The organism is Bacillus sp. BACIII (assembly GCF_057836745.1).
Window position 1 is genome coordinate 317,335 of sequence record NZ_CM174437.1, and the last position, 20,852, is coordinate 338,186.

The following is a 20,852-nucleotide window of genomic DNA, read 5'->3' on the forward strand; positions in this document are numbered from 1 at the left end:
ATGAGTGAGAAAAAGATACGGTTTATCATTACACGTCAGGATACGCCTGAAAGCGCGCCATACGATGAAGAATTTGAAATCAATTACCGCCCGAATCTGAACGTGATTTCCGCCCTGATGGAAATCCGCAGAAATCCCGTGAATGCAAAAGGGGAGAAAACAACTCCTGTCGCATGGGACATGAACTGTCTTGAGGAAGTGTGCGGCGCCTGCTCCATGGTCATCAACGGCAGACCGCGCCAGTCATGTACGGCGCTGATTGATAAGCTGGAACAGCCGATCCGTCTGAAGCCGATGAAAACATTCCCGGTTGTCCGTGACCTTCAGGTTGACCGCAGCAGAATGTTTGATTCACTGAAAAAAGTGAAAGCATGGGTGCCGATAGACGGGACTTACGACTTGGGACCGGGGCCGAGAATGCCGGAAAAACGCCGCCAGTGGGCATATGAGTTGTCTAAATGCATGACCTGCGGCGTCTGCCTTGAAGCCTGCCCTAATGTCAACAGCAAATCGAAGTTCATGGGGCCTGCCCCGATGTCGCAAGTGCGTCTATTTAATGCCCATCCGACGGGCGCGATGAACAAGTCAGAACGTTTAGAAGCTTTAATGACAGACGGCGGTCTCGGAGATTGCGGGAATTCACAAAACTGTGTTCAATCCTGCCCGAAAGGCATTCCGCTCACGACTTCAATCGCTGCTTTGAACAGAGATACCAACTTACAAGCATTCCGCAATTTCTTCGGAAGCGACAGAGTATAAGATAAAGAAAAAGAGCCTCTTCCGCACGGGAGAGGTTTTTTTATAAGGAGCTGAAGGTGATGAAACAACCGCAATACATTGACATCCCGTTTGAAGAATGGAGACAGTCGTTTTCTTTCTTTACTGAAGTATCAGTTCGCTTTTCAGAAACGGATATGTTCGGCCATATGAATAATGTAACCCCTTTCATCTATTTTGAAGAAGCCCGGATCGCCTACTTTAAGCAGCGCGGCATGGAAGCGCAAAATGCAGAAACGATGACAGTCGTCGCAAGCCAGCAGTGTGACTATATGCGTCAGGTGATGCCGTATGAAAATCTGCGGATTTATGTCAAAGCAAGCTCTGTCGGAAATGCGTCCGTCACCCTTCATTACCTTGGAGAAAACGAGTCAGGCCTGCCGTGCTTTACCGGTTCCGTCGTTATGGTACAAGTATCAAAGACAAGCGGCAAAGCGGTCAGCTGGACGGAGCGGGAGAAAGGCATTCTGCTCGCCTGAACGGATAACTATTTCTTTAAGTGACGTCACCTCCGAAGCGGCTTTTACATATGATATCTTGACTATATAAACCCATTCGTTTCAGATTCGCTCTCACCTTAGCAAGGAGGGTTACAATACTTGAAGGAGAAAGATTTTCAATCAAAGCCGCTGCTGACCAAAAGAGAAAGAGAAGTATTCGAATTGCTCGTTCAAGACAAGACAACAAAAGAAATTGCAAGCGAGCTATTTATCAGTGAAAAAACTGTACGGAATCACATTTCAAATGCCATGCAGAAGTTAGGTGTGAAAGGGCGTTCGCAAGCTGTTGTCGAGCTTCTTAGAATGGGTGAGCTAGAGCTCTGATTCTTGCCGGTTTTCCTTCTTTACGAGAAGGAGCCGGTTATTTGTGTTGGCGCCCGGGGTGATAGGCATGCGATGAAAATCCCGGCTTTTCCTTTTTCTCCGTCAGTCTTGCATTTTCTTAAAAAAAGAAGGAAAATAGACACGGAGCGTGAATAGCCCAGAAAGATCCTTGAGTGAGGGATGGACAAATGACATCAAAATCTGTAGAGCATGTTGCGGATATCGAAAAATCACTCCGCCATATCGCTGCGATCATTAAACAAAAAGGACGAGAAATCCTTAACCAATATGCAATTACACCGCCGCAATTCGTAGGCCTTCAATGGCTTTATGAATTGGGGGATATGACAATAGGCGAATTATCAGGCAAAATGTATTTGGCTTGCAGCACGACGACGGATCTGATAGACCGCATGGAAAAAAATAAGCTTGTCGAACGGGTGAAAGACCCTGCTGACAGACGGGTCGTCAGAATTCATCTTCTCGCTGAAGGAGAGCGCATTATTCAGGAAGTGATTTTAAAAAGGCAGGCATATTTGCGGGATATGTTTGAGACATTTTCCGAAGAAGAAACAGCCGTCTTCGAAAAATCATTATTGAAACTGCAGCATGAAATGAAAAGAAAATGAGGCGATTTTGTTGGAACAGCCGATAGGAGTCATTGATTCCGGGGTTGGCGGGTTAACCGTTGCTAAGGAAATCATGAGACAGCTACCGAAGGAAAATATCATCTATGTGGGAGATACAAAACGCTGCCCGTACGGCCCGCGTCCTGAAGAAGAAGTTCTTCAATACACGTGGGAAATGACCGATTACCTGCTGGAAAACCACCATATCAAAATGCTCGTGATCGCTTGTAACACGGCCACGGCCATTGCCTTGGAGGATATTCAGCGCAAAACGGATATTCCGGTTGTCGGCGTCATTCAGCCGGGTGCGAGAACGGCGATAAAGGTGACGAAAAACCAGCATATCGGCGTCATCGGCACGATAAATACCATTAAAAGCAGAGCGTATGAGCAGGCGCTGCTCGGTTTAAATGCAGACCTTCAAGTCGAGAACACGGCTTGTCCGCTGCTGGTGCCGTTTGTGGAAAGCGGACGGTTTCTGCAGGAATCGGCGGAGGAAGCAGTCGAAGCATCACTTGAGCCTTTAAAAGGTACAGCAATTGATACCCTGATTCTAGGATGCACGCATTATCCGATTTTGAAAGAACCGATTCAGGACTATATGGGAGATCATGTGAAAATCATTTCCTCCGGTGACGAGACAGCGAGAGAAGTGAGTACCATCTTGTCTTATAAAGGTTTGTTAAACCAATCGAATCATGCACCGGAGTATCAGTTTCTTACAACGGGAGAACGGAACGGCTTCGCAAAAATTGCCGAAGACTGGTTCGGCCATGAAATCGGCCATGTCGAGAGCATCTCCCTTCAAGAGCCGATCAGAAAATAAATCAAAAAACCCGCTGTTTACGGCGGGTTTTTTTGCGCATCCCGGTCTATTTCCCGGACAGGGCTCGTATACATCATAGTACAAACAGCCTTAGGAGGGAAAAGTATGCTGAAAAAAGGACCTGCAGTCATTGCTGCAACATGTCTTACTTCGGCTTTTGTATTATCAGGATGCGGTTTGTTTCAATCCGATAAAACAGCCGGGGAAATTGACCCGCCTCAAGATATTTCATATGTAAAGGGTGAAGCGGGGATACAGGCAAAATCAAAGCAATCAGAAAAAAACGGCACGTCTAAAGCCGACCAGCCGGCCAATACAGTCATGAGAGAGCTGTATCTGATTGATAAAAACGGCTATGTCGCAGCACAGACACTGCCTCTTCCGAACAGTGAGGGAACCGCAAAGCAGGCCCTTGAGTATTTGGTTCAGGGGGGGCCTGTCTCAGAAATCCTGCCGAACGGATTCAGAGCGGTGCTTCCTGTTGATACGACGGTAAATGTTGACATTAAAAAAGATGGTACCGCCGTCGCTGATTTTTCGAAGGAATTTAAAAACTATAAAAAAGAAGACGAACAAAAAATCCTGCAATCGATTACATGGACGCTTACCCAATTCAGCTCCATAGATAAAGTCAAAATCAGAATGAACGGGCATGAACTGAAAGAAATGCCTGTAGGCGGCACGCCGATTACGGGCGACTTAAGCAGAAAAGACGGAATTAATATTGAAACCGCCGGAGTGAATGATCTGACAGACACCCATCCGCTGACTGTATACTATCTGGCGGAAACAGAGACGAGCGAATATTACGTGCCTGTCACAAAGCGGATTGACAATTCGGAAACAAATGACATCACCGCTGCCGTTGAACAGCTCGCCGACGGGCCGGGCAAAGCAAGCGGGCTTTTGACGGACTTTAATAACGATGTTAAGCTGCTCAGCAAACCGGAAGTAAAAGACGGCCGGGTTACACTTGACTTTAACAGCTCTATTTACGGAAGCGCCGATGAAAAAACAAAAATGGTATCATCGGGCGTGCTGGACAGCATCGTTCTCACATTAACAGAACAGCCGTCGATAAAAAGTGTTTCTATAAAAGTAAACGGAAAATCAGAACTGGTGAATGAAAAGGGTGAATCCCTTTCAAAACCCGTTTCGAGACCGTCACAAGTGAATACGGGTAGTTTTTAATTTGTGATTTTTGATATACTAGTAAAAAAGAGGTTAGCGTTCCGGGCTGCCTCTTTCTTTATTCACAATCCGGAACAAAAGGTTTATGTACATATAATCGGAGGTAAAATATGAGACACGACGGAAGACAGCACGATGAGCTGCGCCCTATCACATTTGATTTGGATTTTATCACTCACCCGGAGGGCTCTGTTTTAATTACAGCGGGAAATACAAAGGTTATCTGTAATGCATCTGTGGAAGACCGGGTGCCGCCATTTTTGCGCGGCGGAGGAAAAGGCTGGATCACAGCGGAATACAGCATGCTTCCCCGCGCCACGAATCAAAGAACGATAAGAGAATCTTCAAAAGGAAAGGTCTCCGGCAGAACGATGGAAATCCAGCGTCTGATCGGGCGTGCGCTTCGGGCCGTCGTTGATTTGGAAAAGCTCGGCGAACGGACGATCTGGATCGACTGTGACGTCATTCAGGCGGACGGCGGAACAAGAACGGCTTCCATTACCGGCGCCTTCTTGGCAATGGCCATTGCGGCCGGAAAACTCGTAAAAAGCGGCGTTATCAAAACTTCTCCCGTGACAGATTATCTTGCGGCCATTTCTGTCGGGATGGATAAAGAAGAAGGTCTGCTTTTGGATCTGAATTATGAAGAGGATTCAACGGCTGAAGTCGACATGAATATCATCATGACGGGAAGCGGACGTTTTGTAGAGCTTCAAGGGACGGGCGAAGAAGCTACATTCTCCCGTGAAGATTTAAACGGACTGTTAAGCCTTGCCGAAAAAGGAATCCAGACGCTTATTCAAAAGCAAAAAGAAGTGCTGGGAGAAACATTGCCTGAACTGAAATAAAGAAAGAGAGGCCTGATCAGCGTGAAAGAAGCTATTATTGCGACACACAATCCGGGAAAAGTAAAAGAATTTAAGGAAATACTCGAACCGAAAGGCTACAGCGTCTCTTCTTTGGCGGAAATCGGATTTACGGAAGAAATTGAGGAAACCGGACACACCTTTGAAGAAAACGCCATCTTAAAAGCGGAAGCCGTGGCAAAAGCCGTCAACAAAATGGTCATTGCAGACGACTCCGGTTTATCAGTGGACAACCTTGGAGGCAGACCGGGCGTTTATTCAGCCCGTTATGCCGGCGAAGCAAAAGATGATAAGGCGAATATGGACAAGGTGCTGTCAGAATTAAAAGGCATCGAAAAAGAGCAGCGTACGGCCCGTTTCCGCTGCGCCCTTGCCGTCAGCATGCCGGGGCAGGAAACAAAAACGGTTGAAGGTCATGTTGAAGGATATATAGCAGAAGAACCCGAAGGAGATAACGGGTTCGGCTATGATCCCATTTTTATTGTAAAGGATAAAGATAAAACAATGGCTCAGCTGACAAGCGCTGAGAAAAACAAAATCAGCCACAGGGCGGAAGCGCTCAAGAAACTGTCAAAGCTGCTTGACGCGTAAGGGGGAGCGTAATGCAATGAAAGTGCTGATAATAAGTGACAGTCACGGCCTCGAAGACGAATTGGAGACGATCTCGAAGCGGCACGAAGCCGAAGCGGATCTGATGATTCATTGCGGTGATTCAGAGCTTGATGCCGCACACCCGGCGCTTGTGCCGTATCACACGGTGAAAGGCAATTGCGACTTTGGCGGCGGGTTTCAGGAGGAGCTCCTGCTGGACGCCGGTTCAAAGAAAATCCTGGCCGTACACGGACATCTTCACGGCATTAAACAGTCACTTTTAACTGTTTTTTACCGGGCGGAAGAGCTTGGAGCGGATATCGTCTGCTTCGGCCACTCGCATATTGCCGGGAGTGAAGTGCTTCGGGGCAAGCTTTTGATTAACCCTGGCAGCATTCGCCTTCCGAGAGTCCGCAATGTGAAGAGCTATGCCATTCTTACTCTTACAGAAAGTGAAGGCACTGTGACGTTTTACGACGAAACGGGTCAGGAATTGAAGGACTTGCGGAATACAATCAGCTTTTAACATTTGATGGGGAAGATTTCTTTCTTCCCCATCAAAAGTTTCTAAAAAAATATTGACTTATGACATGAACCTGTATATAATAAATCTTGTCGCTGATACATAAAGCAAAACCTGTCCCAGTAGCTCAGCTGGATAGAGCAACGGCCTTCTAAGCCGTCGGTCGGGAGTTCGAATCTCTCCTGGGACGTACAGAAAAAGAGCTGGTGACATCAGAGTGAAAACTGATGACGCTGGCCTTTTTTATCTGATGACCATATTGTCAATTCGCTGACATCATGGTAAAATGATCAGCAGAACGATTTGATTTTCATGTCCCAGTAGCTCAGCCGGATAGAGCAACGGCCTTCTAAGCCGTCGGTCGGGAGTTCGAATCTCTCCTGGGACGTATAATAAAACCGGCTGAAAAAGCCGTCAAATCAGCCTCCTATATTGTTTAGTGAAACGGTTACTATAACAGTCACGTAAGAAATTACACCTGTTATTGGCTTATATCACTTTCGATATAGGAGGTTTTTTGTTGTGACCAAAAGAAAAGGATTATTAGATGTTGATGCGGCAATTATTCGATTTATATAACCTAAAAGGCACAAACCTTGTAGGAGTCTCTTAATTGAGGCTCTTCTTTTTATCGATCAAATCTGATGTCGTAGCCTCGATATTTAAACAATAACTAATAAAACCCGTCTTTTATTCACTTGGTTAAAGAATGAACCTAAACTAAGGAGCAGAGTAGAAAAAAAGCGATACATATTATTCCTAATTTTTGCATGATTATAGTATAATAGACACAAACAACCTTTTAGGAAAACCGGTGATAACAATGAGTGGCAACTTTTCATTTTTTCAAGGGAAATGGGATGTACTTGCTAATTTGGGAGAGACAGCTGAGAGAAATGTATATCATGACCCCCATACAACAGTAATGAAACTGCGATTGTTCGCTGAAACACTAACTAAATTTATTCTTGCCGCTGAAAATATTAAAGAGGCATATGGTACAACACAAGTGGATCGCATTAACACTTTGCGTCGGGAAAGGTTACTTGAGCCTGAATTAATTGATATATTAGAGGCTCTTCGTCGCAAAGGGAATGTAGCGATGCATGAAGCGGATTATGGAAAAGTAGAAGAAGCAAAGGCTTTGTTGCAATTAGCGTTCCGCTTGTCCATTTGGTTCATGGAGGTATATAGTGATTGGGATTTTCAAGCACCAGAGTATGTAGAACCTCAAGAACAAGTAGAACAGAGTACAGAAACACTTCAGCGAGAATATGAGGAGAAAGTCAAAAAGCTTGAAGAAGAATTAGAGGCAATTCGTCGACAGGCGGAAGTGGAACAAGAAGAGGTAAAAATCGAGCGTAAAAAGATATCCAAAAACTTTATGTGTCGACAGCAATTAACTGAAGCTGAAACACGTACGATTATTGATGGAAAACTACGTGCTGTTGGGTGGGAAGTAGACACAACTGTACTCAATCATCAAAAGAACGGAACGCTGCCAGAGAAAAATCGAAACATGGCAATTGCTGAATGGAAGGTCAATGGCGGCAGGGTTGACTATGCGTTGTTTATTGGCTTAAAGCTTGTTGGCTTTATTGAAGCTAAGGCAAAAAAGAAAACGATTCCTGGCGCATTAGAAAGTCAAACAAAAGTGTATGCAAAAAATGTGGCACAAGTCGAAGATGAAGTCATCACACCTACAACAGGTGAATATAAAGTGCCGTTTTTATACGCAACGAACGGCCGACCATACTTGAGACAACTTCAAGAAGAGTCGGGCATCTGGTTTTGGGATTCACGCAAACCGTTAGAACATGCTCGCCCATTAGAAGGCTGGCATTCACCTGATGACTTGCAGCTGCTTCTTAGTCAAGATGATAAGGATGCAAATAAACGGTTAGAAGAAGAGGATATTACGAAGTTTGGTTTGCGTCATTATCAGCAAAGAGCGGTACTTTCCGCTGAAGAGGGATTAAAAGAAGGGCAACGAAGAATGCTTATTGCGATGGCAACGGGAACTGGGAAAACTCGTACAGCTATCGCCCTCATGTATCGCTTAATTAAGTCCAAAAAATGTCGTCGTATTCTTTTCCTTGTAGACCGTAATTCGTTAGGAAAACAGACAGAGGATGCACTTAAGGATACAAAAATTGAAGGCTACTCATTTACTGATATATACGATGTAAAGTCTTTAGAAGACATGTCTCCAGAAGTTGAAACGAAGGTGCAAATTGCGACGGTGCAGGGTATGGTCAGAAGACTTTTCTATAGCGATAACGAAAAGCTTCCAAGTGTTGGGCAGTATGATTTCATCATTGTAGATGAAGCACATCGTGGTTATACAAGTGACAAAGAAATGTCAGAGGAAGAATTGGAATTCCGTGACCAAAATGATTATATTAGCCAATATCGACGTGTAATTGATTATTTTGATGCGGCATGTTTAGGACTTACTGCAACACCAGCTCTTCATACAACAGAGATTTTTGGTATGCCTATTTTTAAGTATTCTTATAGTGAAGCAGTTCTGGATGGCTACTTAGTTGACCATGAACCACCATATCTGTTTAAGACAGAACTTTCACAAGTCGGCATTACTCTTGAAAAAGACGAAGAAGTTGAAGTGTATGATGTTGATAAAGGCGAGATTCAACTAGAAAAAATGGAAGATACCATTCATTTTGAGGTTGAGCAGTTTAATAAACGGGTAATTACTGAACCTTTTAATCGGGCGGTTCTAAACAAACTGGTTGAATACATTGATCCGACAGGAAAAGAGAAAACTCTTATCTTTGCAGCCACTGACCAACACGCAGATTTAGTTGTTCGGTTATTAAAGGAAGCCTTTAAAGAACGTGGCGATGAAATTGAAGATGATGCTATTATGAAAATTACTGGCTATATCTATAAGCCATTAGATGCCATTAAAAGGTTTAAGAACGAGCGGCTGCCAAATGTCGTTGTAACGGTTGATTTACTCACCACAGGCATTGACGTTCCTCCAATAACAAATCTAGTATTCTTACGGCGTATACAGTCTCGTATTCTTTATGACCAAATGCTTGGACGTGCAACCCGTCTTTGTCCCGACATTGGAAAAACACATTTTAACATTTACGATGCAGTGGGCATCTACGATAAATTGCAAAGCTATACAGAGATGAAACCTGTTGTAAAGAAACAAAATTACAGTATCGGTGAACTATATGAATCACTTGCCAATGCTACTGTAGAAGATGAAGCTTCGTTTTATCGTGACCAATTGGCAGCAAAAATTCAGCGTCGCAAGCAAAGGCTGAATGAAGAAGGAAAACAAAAGTTTGAAGAATTGTCGAATGGAAAAAATGTGGATGAGTGGGCGAAAGAAATTCAAACGTATACGCCACAAGAAGCAAAACAGCACAACATGTTATTTGAATATATGGAAGCCTATCGGGTAAAAGGCGAGAAACGATATATCTCCAACAAAGAGGATGAAGTAACAGATGTGGTTCGGGGATACGGTGAAGGAAACAAGAGACCAGAAGATTATTTAGAAGGTTTCGTTCGTTTTATCCAAGAAAATATTAATGAAATTCCCGCTCTTCATCTTATTTGCACACGACCGAAAGATTTAACAAGGCAGGATTTACGAGAACTTATTACCATTCTAGAAACGAAAGGCTTTAAGAAATCTCATCTGCAGACAGCTTGGAAGCAGACAAAAAATGAAGACATTGCAGCAGACATTATTAGCTTTATTCGCCAGGCTGCATTAGGTGAAGCACTAGTTGCCCATGAAGCACGTATTAAACAGGTGATGCAAAAAGTGTATTCACTGCATGATTGGACGCCAAGACAGAAGAAATGGTTAGAGAGAATTGAAAAACAGTTACTTAAAGTGCCTGTATTAGCACCAACTGCAGAAGAGGCATTCTCGGAAGAACCATTTAAAACTTTTGGCGGCTACAAATTGCTGAAGCGGGAGCTCGGTGACTATATTGATGCGGTTGTTACCACTATAAATGAGAACCTTTATATTAGTTAACAATGTGCCTCTTCATAGGGGCACTTTTTAAGTTATAATAGATAAGTTACTTTACCTTTGATTTTCACATTAATGACGTTTGAATGAGAATCCAAAATTAAAATATACACGGAGTTAGCAGGAGGAAAATAAATGAACAACCAAGAAATCGTTCAAAAACTATGGAATTTATGTAATGTGTTACGTGATGATGGGATTACCTATCAGCAATATGTAACAGAGTTAACCTACTTATTATTCCTCAAAATGATGAAGGAGCAAGAAACAGAAGGTGTGATTCCAGAAGGATATCGTTGGGATGATTTGTTAGATAAAGAAGGTTTGGGATTAAAGACATTTTATCAGCGATTGTTACTTGAATTAGGAAGCAGTGAAAATGAGCGGCTGCGTCTAATATACAGTGATGCTTCTACAAGTATTGCTGAGCCGAAAAACTTAGAGAAAATTATTAAATCGATTGATGCGCTTGATTGGTACAATGCAAAAGAAGAAGGACTGGGCAATCTTTATGAAGGATTGTTAGAGAAGAATGCCAGTGAAAAGAAATCGGGAGCGGGGCAATACTTCACACCTCGTGTATTAATTGATGTGATGGTTCAATTAATTGACCCGAAAATTGGTGAGCGGTGTGCTGACCCTGCAGCTGGAACATTCGGTTTCATGATTGCTGCAGACCAATATTTAAAGAATCAAACAGATGACTACTTCGATATAGAACCACAAGAAGCCGAGTTCCAAAAGAAAGAAGCTTTTGTAGGTATGGAACTTGTTAAAGATACGCATCGTCTGGCACTCATGAATGCGTTGCTTCATAATATCGAAGGACGGTTGGAACAAGGCGATACTTTATCGGGTAACGGGAAATGGATGAAGAACTTTGATGTTATTTTAACAAACCCGCCGTTCGGTACAAAAAAAGGCGGGGAACGGGTATCCCGTGACGATTTAACGTTTGAAACATCGAACAAACAGTTGAATTTCTTGCAGTTAATTTATAACGCTTTAAAAGATGATGGAAATGCAAGAGCAGCGGTTGTCTTGCCCGACAACGTGTTGTTCGAAAGCGGTATTGGCGCACAAATTCGTCGTGACTTGATGAACAAATGTAATCTACACACGATTTTACGATTACCAACAGGTATATTCTACGCACAAGGTGTAAAAACAAATGTCTTGTTCTTTACAAGAGGAACAACAGACCAAGATAACACGAAAGATGTCTGGGTATATGATCTTCGGACAAATATGAATTCATTTGGCAAACGTAATCAACTAACAATGGCTCATTTTGAAAACTTCATGAAGGCATATGTAGCTAAAGACCGTTCTAAAATAGAAGATGAGCGTTGGAATGTATTTACACGAGAAGATATCACAAAAAAAGATGATAGTTTAGATATAGGATTAATTGCAGATGAATCATTATCTTCATACGACAACTTGCCAGACCCAATTGCATCAGCAGAAGAAGCGATAGTGAAACTTCAGCAGGCGATGGAATTATTAAGTGAAGTAGTAGAAGAACTTCGAGCAGTGGAAGAAGATGAGGTGGTCGCAAAGTGAGTAAGAAGAAAAAGACCATTGAAGAGTTGTTAGAAGAAGCTTTAGTTCCAAAGGAAGAGCAGACTTATGAAGTTCCTGAGAACTGGGTATATTTCAAATTCACTTCCATATTTGATGTACAAGGTGGCACTCAGCCCCCAAAAAGCCAATTTGTTGATGAAGAGAGAGAAGGATACGTTAGGTTAGTTCAAATTAGGGACTTTTCTTCTGATAAATATAAGACATATATCCCGAATACTCAAAAGCTAAGAAAAATGAAAGAAGAAGATATTCTAATAGCAAGATATGGTGCATCAATTGGAAGGATATTAACAGGACTAAGTGGTGCTTATAATGTCGCTTTGGCAAAAGTCGTTTATCCAAAGGGAAAAGTTGATAAGAAATTTTTATTTTGGCTATTGAAATCTGAACACTTTCAAATTCCTTTAATGGGTATATCTCGTTCTGCACAGTCGGGTTTTAATAAAAATGATTTATCTTATTTTAAAATGCCCTTGCCGCCATTAAATGAACAAAAACGCATTGCTGAGAAAGTGGAGCGTCTTTTAAGTAAAATTGAAGAAGCAAAGCAGTTGATTGAGGAAGCGAAGGAAACGTTTGAACTTCGTCGAGCGGCTATTTTGGATAAGGCGTTTCGTGGGGAATTGACGAGGAAGTGGAGAGGGGAAAATGCCGATATAACTACGGCTAATGAATGGATTGAACAAATAAATCTATTAAAAGAAGGAACAAAAACAAAGTATAAAGACCAATTAGACTCAAGTATTTTAGAAAAGCTATATAAATTGCCAAAAGAATGGAAGTGGGTGCGCTTAAATGACCTAATTGAAGCATCTACATATGGCACATCTGCTAAAACAAATGATGACGTAACTGGAACACCAGTATTAAGAATGGGGAATATTGTTGATGGTTATCTTGAACTAAATAACTTGAAGTATCTCCCGAACAATCATGAAGATGTTTTAAAATATGATTTACAAACTAATGATTTATTATTTAATAGGACAAATAGTTATGAATTAGTTGGTAAAACGTCTGTAATAACAGAAGATGTCTCAGAGAGATTTACATTTGCATCTTATCTAATCAGAGTTCGATTGTTTTATAAAGATTTTTTAGCTAGTTACGTTTCTCATTATATTAATAGCCATGTAGGACGCAAAATACTTCTATCAATGGTTACCCAACAGGTTGGACAAGCTAATATTAACTCACAAAAACTGGCTTCTTTACCGATTCCTTTACCTTCGCAGGAAGAAGTTATGGAAATTACAAACTGGCTTAATAATTATCGAGAACTAGAAAGCAAACAAAAAGAAATGATTCTCGTAGAAGAGAATATTGAAGCACTAAAGCAATCTATCCTCTCTAAAGCATTCCGAGGTGAACTGGGAACAAATGACCCAGGTGAAGAAAGTGCTATTGAATTGCTGAAAGAAGTGCTACAAGAACAAGTAAAATAGTTATAAGAAGGCATCCAAATTAATTGGATGTCTTTTATGGTTGCATACATGCCTAGTTGTGGTATTGGGTATGTTGGTGTCTTGGTTTGATACAGAAACCACTCTCATTCACAAACTGACAATCGGTAAATTTCCGACACGACTCACATTATCAATATGATTTAGCATGGTAAAGTAATAAGAATTGCAGTGAAACCTTATTCAAGTTCTATAATGATATCGATAGCAGAGGGGTAGACTTATAAGTGATATCAAAGAAAAGATACCGCTGCCTTTATTATGTTGTTTTCGATAAGCTATTTGTAAATTTAGAGCGTGCCTTAAGCTTACAGCGGATGGACATTAGTGAGGTGTAAATTTGAAGTTGATAAAATAATTGATTAACATAATGTAAATAAAGTTATTGATCCTAATTTTACATTATGCTATCTTTGATTCATCAGATAAGCACGGAAGAACGATGAACATGAACAATAGCGTATATCAGAGTATCAACAGTTGAACAGAACGAAGCAAGACAAGTTGAAGCAATAAAGAAATGCAAAATAGATAAGGAGTATCAAGAGAAAGTCTCAGCAAAAAATACAGACAGGCCAAAGCTACAAGAGATGTTAGACTTTGCAAGAGAAGGTGATACAATCTATGTTGCAGATTTCTCAAGATTAGCACGATCCACAAAAGACTTGTTAGAGCTAGTCGAACTATTAGAGTCAAAAGGAGTTCAATTAGTATCGATTAAAGAGAATATTGATCCTCAACTGCAACAGGTAGATTGATGTTCAAGATGATTAGTGCTATTAATGATTTTGAACGTGAAAATATGCTTGAGAGACAGCGGGAAGGTATTGCCATAGCCAAAGCCGAAGGGAAATATAAAGGAAGAAAAGAAGTATCAATCCCAGACTTCGGCAAGCATTATCAGTGGTATATGAAACGAGAAGTGTCCAAGACTCAGTTAGCAAAGGAACTAGGATTATCAAGACCAACACTAGATAAACTAATAAAAGAGCATATGCAGTCTGTTGATAAGGGACTCCCATGGGGTCTTTTTTAGTTCGAAGGGTATGGGGGCGTAATTTCCACAGTTTCATGTGGATCATTTGCGGTGAACCCTATGTCGCTTAAGCCACACATCACAAAAAATCGAGACATAATGGAATTCCGTCTTTAGGTATAAGGAAGTTTAAATATGAAATAGCTTCAGTTTTCATTCTTGAAGGGCGGATTACTTTTTTGGACTTACTTTGTGATTGTATTAAGTTTAAGCAGTTGTAATTGTCTGTCGAAACTTAAGGGGGAAAATTCCTGATTGTGGTATAATGAGAATAGTCGGAATATTGAGGTATTGTGGAGGGGAAGAGGATGGCTAGGCTAAGTATTACAAGTTATTTAATTAAAGAGGAATACTATGAATTTAGAGATGTAATCAGAGAAGACATAGAAGTAGAATATTATCAATTAAATGAAGAATTAAACCTAAATGGTATAATCGTTGTAGGATACACTTCAAAAAATTCCCCTCAATGGTTACAGCTATTGCAAAGTGGTTCAAATAGTGACTTGCCTGAGTTACTTAATAGCTCGTCAAGAGCAATATTATTTGTTAGAAGTAATGATCGTATTTTTGCATTCCCTTTTGGATTTGGAAGATACTTATTGAAAGATGAGGCAATTGTTAAGGATTTTGGAATAAAAGTTGTATTGAACAGCGTTGATCCTCAAAAATTGAGAAGTATAGATACAGCGACTATAAGTGAAATGACAATACACTCAAGAACACAAACCAGCAGAACTACAAATGTTAATACATTTGGAATCGATGTTGTTAAAGATTTTCTAAAATCGGTTACTGGCGAGCCGACCAATGAGGACTTTGGAACAATAATTACTGGTAGAGAATCCGTCCAGTTCAGTTATGACTTTGAAGATGACTTCAGGAAATTTGGAGTAATATGTACCATTTTAAAAGAAAAGTATAACAGTGATAGTTATAGAGAGAATTTTAGCTGGGTTGATAATTTACAAATAGTAAATGATAGCGTTCTGAAGAGAGAACTGGATCAGAAGTTGATTGATAATATTAATGTTCGAGAAGAGAACAAATTGCATATAGCACCACCAGAAATTATTGACTGGAACGATATTGGAGGTTTTTCATTTACTGAGCATGGTAATAAAATAAATGACTTGAGTATTGAAGAATATTTCGATTACATCACTAAATTTGACGAATTTGATTTAGAAAAGTTTAAATGTCACTCTGTCTATACTTGGGATAATAGTAATGATAATAGAGTAGCAAAATGGAAGCTATATGACTGTGTAGTATTTGAAACAGTTTATGAAGATGAAATATATGTCCTAACAGTAGGAATTTGGTTCAAGATAAATCATGACTTTGCAACTTCAGTAGAAGAATATGTTAGGAATATACCAACTTCTTCAATTGACTTACCTCCTTGTAAACAAGAGGAAAAAGAAGGGGAATATAATCTAAGAGTTGGACAAGAAGTCACAAATATGATTACCCTCGATACAAAAAATGTTATGTACCAAGGAAGTAAAATTGAAATATGTGATTTAATGAGTAATGAAAAACATCTTATTCATGTGAAACCTTGGAAAAGCTCTTCAACATTAAGTCATTTGTTTTCTCAAGGTAGGGTATCTAGTGAGAGTTTGTTTCAAGACGTTGATTTTAGAAAAGCAAGTAGAGAGAAAATATCAGAAATTAATGAGGGCTATGTTGAATACATTAGTGAGGATCATTATGATCCTTCTGAGATTGAAGTTGTTTATGCAATTATTGACTCTAGTGATAGAGAGCTTCATGAAAGGTTACCATTTTTCTCTAAATTAAATATGATGCAATCTGTAAAGCACTTACGCAATATAAGGTACCATGTAACTCAATTGAAAATCAGAAGAGAAATAGATAATAATGTTGATGCAAACAATGAAGAAGTTGCCGTTGGATAGTAAACTCCCTTTAACAAAAATGGGTGTATACACCCGATTCTCCACGCAATGTGACTTTTCATGAATTATCATTCTACTTTTGTTTTGACTTGTAAACTGAATGTATTTTTGAACCTGCATCTAACCTAGTTCTGATTTAGATTTTTTATTGGGGAAAAGTTCACCTTTATATTAATGAAATATCGATTTTATTTATTATCAAAACCAGCCTTATCTGATTTATGCTTTTGTTGGACAAATAATCAATCTCTATCCCATTCTTTATTACAGTCTGGACATTTCCATTTAATAATCCGATCACCTTCGATACTATTGATACCAATTTTTCGTATGAAATGGGCAGATCCATATACTTTCTGCGATTCTTTAGGAATAGGTTCTCTTTTCAAATCAGCATTGCAATAGGGACAACATTCTTTGTTATCTCTCATGGAATCACTCCTTTAAATAAATACCTTTACCTTTTAATATAGCAGATTTAAGTACAACTGTATTGCCTTTTCAATAGGATTGTTTTTTACTATATGAATGCTTGAATTATAAAGTGTAAGCAAATATAATAGAAATTATGTCAATCGGTCAAAGTTCGGAAAGTGACCGTTATACATGAATGTAAACGAATAGCGATATATAAAGGATAAAGGCCGGATAGAGCAACGGCCTTCTAAGCCGTCGGTCGGGAGTTCGAATCTCTCCTGGGACGTATAATAAAAAACCTCAAGCCCTGACAATGGGTTTGAGGTTTTTTTTGTATTTGTTTTTTATTTTATGAAATAAAAGTCCTGTATTTAATGAAAATTGTAAAGAAATTTTAATATAAATGAAACTTAATGAAATATTTACCGTAAGAAATATATGTATAAAGATACTTAAGGCGCCCTTGAGTGATAAAATATCTGATTTCTATTATTTAATTTTGTTAATATTTGATAGAAAGACAGCGGGAGGAATTAGCTTTTGAAGTACGCATTTGCATATAGAAATGACAAGATAGAAACGATCTTTTGCGGAAAAGACGAGCTGTTTGAGGAACTGAAACAATTTTTAATGACTCAATGCGGTTTAATCATTGTTGAGGTTTCAAAGGCTGATTACGATACGGAGCAGGAAATAAATCAATGGAATGACTGTTATACACTGTAAGTAAGAAAAAACCGGCCGTGGGAGACCGGTTTTTATATCATCTGAATCCGCTCGGAGCGCTGAAGCCTCCGGCATGGCCGCTGAAACCGCCCCCGAGCGCGCCGGGATGGGACCCTGCGCCGAGGCTTCCGCCGACATCACTGAAGGTTTGACCGTAGTACCCGCTTGTATAAGGGTATGGGACGAATTGCTGCCCGGCGAATGACAGCGAGCTTTGCGGGGTCTGCTGTCCGTATCCGGATGATGGAAATCCCTGCTGAAAAGAAGGGCCGCCCTGAAACGGAGCTGTATGCATCGGTGCCGGAGGATAATAAGACTGCGGCGGCAGAACCGGTAAAGGCGGAAATCCGGGTGGCAGGCCTTGCATGCCTGATAACATCTTATTCATGACATCACTCATTTCTTCACGAGATAAGAACAGTGTATGCGTATGTCTGTATAAAGAGCCTGTTCAATCTGAACGGAATATCTGACAAGCAGACCGGAAAGAACATGAAAAATTGTGTAATAAAATGTGACATAATCGTATAAGAACGGAAAAATTTCATGTAATCTTGAGAGATTAACAAAAAAATGATAAAAACTTTTAACATTTACAGATCCCTTTGTACCAGTAATGAAAGCGTATACAAAATAGATTGATTAATCTAAATTGTCTAATAATTATAAAAATGCTGTTGACACTGTCTGCAAACGGGCGTAATATGAGTTCAAACAAAAATAAATAAATGATTCACACTAAAAAGAAAAATCATAAAACACTGAAAAACAAACAAATGAGGGTTCTTTTTTTAAATAAAAGAGCTGCCATAATAAAAAGCGCAGAAGAGGATAAGTAGCTTTGCAGAAGTTTTTTACAGAGAGCCGGTAACGCTGAGAGCCGGCAAAAACAAAGCAAAGTGAACTCACCTCAGAGTGCCGGTCTGAAATGTGAAGAGTAGGACTCGGCCGAGTGAACGCAACGTTTACTCGTTATCAAAACGGATAGTAATTTATCCATGAGACGGTCTTCATATGACCGTAAACAAGGGTGGTACCGCGGAAAGCAAAGCCTTTTCGCCCCTTTTGGCTATCGCATGAAATGCTTGGCTGAATGTGGGTGGGAAGGCTTTTTTATTTGCGTCAGCCGGCGCTGCGTTTTATGAATTTGATTTTAGAAGGGAACATTGAAAAGGAGGAACTGAAAATGGGCACAAATGTACAGGCGGATACTACGTCTGCCGATTGTACAAAGACAATGAACGGGGCTCTGATGCTGATTGAATCATTAAAGAAAGAAAAAGTCGAAATGATCTTCGGATATCCGGGGGGAGCCGTTCTTCCGATTTACGATAAGCTTTATCAATCAGGATTGGTTCACATCCTGCCCCGGCACGAGCAAGGCGCGATTCATGCGGCCGAAGGGTATGCGAGAGTCTCAGGGAAGCCGGGGGTTGTCATCGCTACTTCAGGACCCGGAGCGACAAACTTAGTGACCGGTCTTGCGGACGCGATGATTGATTCACTGCCGCTCGTAGTGTTTACAGGCCAGGTGGCCACTTCGGTCATCGGCAGCGACGCTTTCCAGGAAGCCGACATTTTAGGAATTACGATGCCGATTACGAAACACAGCTATCAGGTCCGCCGTCCGGAAGATCTTCCCCGTGTGATCAAAGAGGCTTTCCATATCGCCACGACGGGAAGACCGGGTCCGGTATTAATTGATATTCCGAAGGATGTCGCAGCATTTGAAGGGGAATTCAGATATGATCATGAGATCAATCTTCCGGGTTATCAGCTGGTAAAAGAGCCTAACTATCTGCAGATCCGAAAGCTCGTAGAAGCTGTCAGCAGTGCGAAAAAGCCGGTTATTTTAGCCGGAGCGGGTGTTTTGCACGGTAAAGCTTCAGAAGATTTAAAAAATTATGCCGAACAGCAGCAAATACCGGTAGCCCACACGCTTCTCGGTCTGGGCGGTTTCCCGGCAGATCATCCTCTCTTTCTGGGGATGGCGGGAATGCACGGCACATACACAGCGAATATGGCGCTTTATCACTGTGACTTGCTGATCAGCATCGGAGCTCGGTTCGATGATCGTGTGACAGGAAATCTGAAGCATTTTGCAAAATCGGCCAAAGTGGCGCACATCGATATTGATCCGGCTGAAATCGGAAAAATTATCGAAACGCAGATCCCGGTGGTCGGCGACAGTAAAATCGTCCTTCAGGAACTATTGAAGCAAAACGGAAAACAGGGACAGTCAGATGAATGGAAACAGCAGCTTTCCGAATGGAAAGAAGAATATCCGCTCTGGTATACAGACGACAGTGAAGAGGGCTTAAAACCCCAAAAGCTGATTGAGTATATTCACCAATTCACAAACGGAGAGGCGATTGTGGCGACGGATGTCGGCCAGCACCAGATGTGGGCGGCTCAGTTCTATCCTTTCCGAAAGGCTGATAAGTGGGTGACCTCGGGAGGGCTCGGCACAATGGGCTTCGGCCTTCCGGCGGCTATCGGAGCGCAGCTGGCTGATCGTAACGCCACGGTCGTTGCCATCCTCGGAGACGGCGGTTTTCAGATGACCCTGCAGGAGTTAGATGTCATCCGGCAGCTGAATCTTCCGGTCAAAGTGATTATTTTGAACAATGGATGCCTGGGCATGGTCAGACAGTGGCAGGAAATCTTCTATGAAGAACGCTACTCTGAATCCAAATTCTCAGCGCAGCCTGACTTTGTCAAATTGTCAGAAGCCTACGGCATTAAAGGCATCCGGATTACATCAGAAGAAGAGGCGGAAAAAGAGCTGCAAAAGGCGCTTTCATCAAAAGAGCCGGCCGTTATTGATGTCCGGGTCGCCAAAAGCGAAAAAGTATTCCCGATGATTGCGCCGGGTAAAGGACTTCATGAAATGGTGGGGGTGAAACCTTGAAACGCATTATCACATTAACGGTGGTCAACCGCTCGGGGGTATTAAACCGGATCACCGGCCTGTTTACAAAAAGACACTATAATATCGAAAGCATTACTGTAGGCCATACGGAAACAAGCGGTGTTTCAAGGATTACATTTGTCGTCCATGTGGAAGGCGAAAACGACGTTGAGCAGCTGACAAAGCAGCTTAACAAACAAATTGACGTCCTGAAAGTGACGGATATTACAAACCAATCAATCGTACAGCGTGAGCTTGCACTGATTAAAGTTGTTTCTGCACCGCCGACCAGAACGGAAATCAATGGAATCATTGAGCCGTTCAGAGCTTCCGTCGTTGATGTCTCAAAGGACAGCATCGTCGTTCAGGTCACGGGCGAGTCTGATAAAATCGAAGCCCTTATAGAGCTTCTCAAACCTTACGGCATTAAAGAAATCGCGAGAACAGGCACAACGGCTTTTGCGAGGGGAACCCAGCAAAAGGCGTCATCCAATAAAACAATTTCTATTGTATAACACAAAAAAGGGAGAGAT

Annotated in this window: 18 protein-coding genes, 2 tRNA genes, 1 pseudogene and 1 other annotated feature; of the genes and pseudogenes, 19 read left to right on the forward strand and 2 right to left on the reverse strand. The window is 41.3% G+C overall.

The genetic code is table 11. The features are described 5' to 3' along the window. From sdhB to ACXN9U_RS01800, 16 genes and pseudogenes are all read left to right on the forward strand, one after another. Window positions 1–759, forward strand: a complete 759-nt coding sequence (sdhB, locus tag ACXN9U_RS01725; RefSeq protein ID WP_045925255.1) for a succinate dehydrogenase iron-sulfur subunit — start codon at window positions 1–3, stop codon at window positions 757–759. A gap of 59 nt (window positions 760–818) precedes the next feature. Continuing rightward, window positions 819–1,256 (forward strand): acyl-CoA thioesterase, encoded by a 438-nt coding sequence (locus ACXN9U_RS01730; protein ID WP_016938665.1) that lies wholly within the window; start codon window positions 819–821, stop codon window positions 1,254–1,256. Window positions 1,257–1,376: 120 nt separating this feature from the next. Continuing rightward, window positions 1,377–1,601, forward strand: a complete 225-nt coding sequence (gene gerE / locus ACXN9U_RS01735) for a spore germination transcription factor GerE (protein WP_003152579.1) — start codon at window positions 1,377–1,379, stop codon at window positions 1,599–1,601. A gap of 188 nt (window positions 1,602–1,789) precedes the next feature. Continuing rightward, the gene (locus ACXN9U_RS01740; protein ID WP_016938743.1) at window positions 1,790–2,230 is read left to right on the forward strand and encodes a MarR family winged helix-turn-helix transcriptional regulator; all 441 of its coding nucleotides are present in this window, start codon (window positions 1,790–1,792) and stop codon (window positions 2,228–2,230) included. 7 nt (window positions 2,231–2,237) lie between these two features. Then, complete coding sequence (racE, locus tag ACXN9U_RS01745; RefSeq protein WP_101605407.1) at window positions 2,238–3,056, forward strand: glutamate racemase; 819 nt, start codon at window positions 2,238–2,240, stop codon at window positions 3,054–3,056. 105 nt (window positions 3,057–3,161) lie between these two features. Beyond that, window positions 3,162–4,247: a GerMN domain-containing protein gene (locus ACXN9U_RS01750; RefSeq protein ID WP_045925258.1), complete on the forward strand. Its 1,086-nt coding sequence runs from the start codon at window positions 3,162–3,164 to the stop codon at window positions 4,245–4,247. 110 nt (window positions 4,248–4,357) lie between these two features. Next, entirely contained in the window at window positions 4,358–5,095 is a 738-nt protein-coding gene (rph, locus tag ACXN9U_RS01755) for a ribonuclease PH (RefSeq protein WP_016938746.1), read from the forward strand. A 12-nt stretch (window positions 5,096–5,107) separates the two neighbouring features. After that, a complete protein-coding gene (locus tag ACXN9U_RS01760; protein ID WP_088030569.1) occupies window positions 5,108–5,704 on the forward strand; it encodes an XTP/dITP diphosphatase in 597 nt (198 codons plus the stop codon). 16 nt (window positions 5,705–5,720) lie between these two features. After that, window positions 5,721–6,230: a YfcE family phosphodiesterase gene (locus ACXN9U_RS01765; protein ID WP_060964615.1), complete on the forward strand. Its 510-nt coding sequence runs from the start codon at window positions 5,721–5,723 to the stop codon at window positions 6,228–6,230. Window positions 6,231–6,343: 113 nt separating this feature from the next. Further along, a tRNA-Arg gene (locus ACXN9U_RS01770) sits at window positions 6,344–6,417 on the forward strand. Window positions 6,418–6,541: 124 nt separating this feature from the next. Next, a tRNA-Arg gene (locus ACXN9U_RS01775) sits at window positions 6,542–6,615 on the forward strand. 435 nt (window positions 6,616–7,050) lie between these two features. Beyond that, complete coding sequence (gene hsdR, locus ACXN9U_RS01780; protein ID WP_489202116.1) at window positions 7,051–10,257, forward strand: type I restriction-modification system endonuclease; 3,207 nt, start codon at window positions 7,051–7,053, stop codon at window positions 10,255–10,257. Between the two features lie 132 nt (window positions 10,258–10,389). Next, entirely contained in the window at window positions 10,390–11,820 is a 1,431-nt protein-coding gene (locus tag ACXN9U_RS01785; protein WP_060964618.1) for a class I SAM-dependent DNA methyltransferase, read from the forward strand. After that, a complete protein-coding gene (locus ACXN9U_RS01790) occupies window positions 11,817–13,286 on the forward strand; it encodes a restriction endonuclease subunit S (protein ID WP_060964619.1) in 1,470 nt (489 codons plus the stop codon). Before ACXN9U_RS01785 ends, ACXN9U_RS01790 begins: the two co-directional genes overlap by 4 nt. A gap of 530 nt (window positions 13,287–13,816) precedes the next feature. Continuing rightward, a pseudogene (locus tag ACXN9U_RS01795) lies at window positions 13,817–14,340 on the forward strand (recombinase family protein). 308 nt (window positions 14,341–14,648) lie between these two features. Then, window positions 14,649–16,265: a DUF6119 family protein gene (locus tag ACXN9U_RS01800; protein ID WP_060964620.1), complete on the forward strand. Its 1,617-nt coding sequence runs from the start codon at window positions 14,649–14,651 to the stop codon at window positions 16,263–16,265. Window positions 16,266–16,507: 242 nt separating this feature from the next. On the opposite strand, the gene ACXN9U_RS01805 is transcribed toward ACXN9U_RS01800, so the two are convergent. Further along, complete coding sequence (locus ACXN9U_RS01805; protein WP_060964621.1) at window positions 16,508–16,696, reverse strand: hypothetical protein; 189 nt, start codon at window positions 16,694–16,696, stop codon at window positions 16,508–16,510. A gap of 526 nt (window positions 16,697–17,222) precedes the next feature. Here ACXN9U_RS01805 and ACXN9U_RS01810 point away from each other — a divergent pair. Beyond that, on the forward strand, window positions 17,223–17,408 hold the full coding sequence (locus ACXN9U_RS01810) for a hypothetical protein (RefSeq protein ID WP_060964622.1): 186 nt from the start codon (window positions 17,223–17,225) through the stop codon (window positions 17,406–17,408). Window positions 17,409–17,445: 37 nt separating this feature from the next. Here the strand turns inward: ACXN9U_RS01810 and ACXN9U_RS01815 are convergent, their stop codons facing one another. Beyond that, a complete protein-coding gene (locus ACXN9U_RS01815) occupies window positions 17,446–17,796 on the reverse strand; it encodes a hypothetical protein (protein WP_060964623.1) in 351 nt (116 codons plus the stop codon). 425 nt (window positions 17,797–18,221) lie between these two features. Continuing rightward, window positions 18,222–18,475 (forward strand) — a binding site (T-box leader). 119 nt (window positions 18,476–18,594) lie between these two features. On the opposite strand from ACXN9U_RS01815, the gene ilvB reads away from it, so the two are divergent. Both ilvB and ilvN read left to right on the forward strand, forming a co-directional pair. After that, on the forward strand, window positions 18,595–20,319 hold the full coding sequence (gene ilvB, locus ACXN9U_RS01820) for an acetolactate synthase large subunit (protein WP_060965128.1): 1,725 nt from the start codon (window positions 18,595–18,597) through the stop codon (window positions 20,317–20,319). Continuing rightward, complete coding sequence (gene ilvN / locus ACXN9U_RS01825; RefSeq protein WP_016938753.1) at window positions 20,316–20,834, forward strand: acetolactate synthase small subunit; 519 nt, start codon at window positions 20,316–20,318, stop codon at window positions 20,832–20,834. The genes ilvB and ilvN overlap by 4 nt, the downstream gene beginning before the upstream one ends. Window positions 20,835–20,852: the final 18 nt, after the last annotated feature.